The sequence below is a fragment of the uncultured Vibrio sp. genome (genome assembly GCF_947488985.1).
Lineage (GTDB): Bacteria > Pseudomonadota > Gammaproteobacteria > Enterobacterales > Vibrionaceae > Vibrio.
The window spans coordinates 1-1,464 of sequence record NZ_CANLBV010000213.1 but is presented as its reverse complement, the minus strand read 5'-3'; the positions used below and the strand labels follow the sequence as shown (position 1 = coordinate 1,464).

General features: G+C 44.4%; 1 protein-coding gene. It reads right to left on the bottom strand.

All coding sequences use genetic code 11. The features are described from left to right. Nucleotides 1-193 precede the first annotated feature (193 nt). Entirely contained in the window at nt 194-1,255 is a 1,062-nt protein-coding gene (gene nadA / locus Q1A70_RS19885; RefSeq protein ID WP_299695746.1) for a quinolinate synthase NadA, read from the bottom strand. Between the last annotated feature and the right edge of the window lie 209 nt (nt 1,256-1,464).

Sequence of the window (1,464 nt, the reverse complement as noted above, 5' to 3'; positions counted from 1 at the left end):
ACTTTTGGCGAAGCAAATTATAACTCTTTACCATGCTGTTTAAAAAATACTCACGAAAGATCAACACGCCTTAGTAACATGCTAGAAAACAAAAACCATATCAACAAGATATCTTAGTCAAAACCGTCGTTATAGATACAAAAAAACCAGCAAAAAGATGCTGGTTTCCTCATTCATCAGATAAGTTCACTGACTACGCGTTACCTTTTACCTGCATATTTAACTGCTCGGCAAAATCTAGCATGCGGTTCAATGGGATCAGAGATTTAACACGCAGTTCGTCAGAAACGAAGATCTCGTGGTGCTCACCACCATTCTCAAGCGCGTTTTCAATCGCTTCAAGGCCGTTCATAGCCATCCAAGGACAGTGTGCGCAGCTACGACAAGTAGCACCTGCACCCGCTGTCGGTGCTTCAATCAGCTCTTTTTCTGGAACCAATTGCTGCATCTTGAAGAAGATACCTTTGTCTGTCGCGACAATCATTTGTGGGTGAGGCAGCTCTTTTGCTTTCTTGATCAGTTGGCTCGTTGAACCCACTGCATCAGCCAGTTCAACCACGCTTGCCGGTGATTCTGGGTGAACCAAAATAGCCGCTTCTGGGTATACCGATTTCATTTTCTTCAAAGCATCTGCAGAAAACTCATCATGAACGATACACTCACCTTGCCAAAGCAACATGTCAGCGCCCGTTTGATTCGCGATGTAAGAACCTAGGTGACGGTCTGGGCCCCAAATAATGGGTTTACCTTCTGCGTCTAGGCTTTCAACGATTTCTAAAGCGATGCTCGAGGTAACGACCCAGTCTGCACGAGCTTTAACTGCTGCAGAGGTGTTAGCGTATACCACTACAGTGTGATCAGGGTGAGCATCACAAAATTCGGTGAACTTGTCTGCAGGGCAACCAAGGTCAAGTGAACATTCAGCGTCAAGAGTTGGCATTAAGATGCGCTTTTCTGGTGTAAGAATCTTTGCTGATTCCCCCATAAAACGAACACCGGCAATGATCAAAGTACTGGCTGAATGACGGTTACCAAACTTAGCCATTTCTAATGAATCACCAACAAAACCACCCGTTGCTTCAGCCAGAGCCTGAATTTCAGGATCGGTATAGTAGTGTGCAATTAGAACTGCATCTTTTTCTTGAAGTAGTTTTTTGATGTTTGCGATGTGGGCCAGTTTTTGAGCGTCGCTCAATGGAACGGGCTTAGGTGGAAATGGGTAAACTGTATCAATTTTATCTAGTATATGACTCATTGCTCATGCTCTACGCAACTTGTTCAGAGAATCCGAGTATTCTACACAGGACCGCGATGAGGATCAAAAAGGATTGGTTTTAAGCGGGCTCGAATCAATGCTGAACAGGTATAAAAAAGAGGTGCCTAAGCACTAATGCCGTTCACTTAAGGTGAGCGGCATTGTTTTTTCTAGGATATCGGCTTGGCTTTTTCTTCACGACTCTAGGG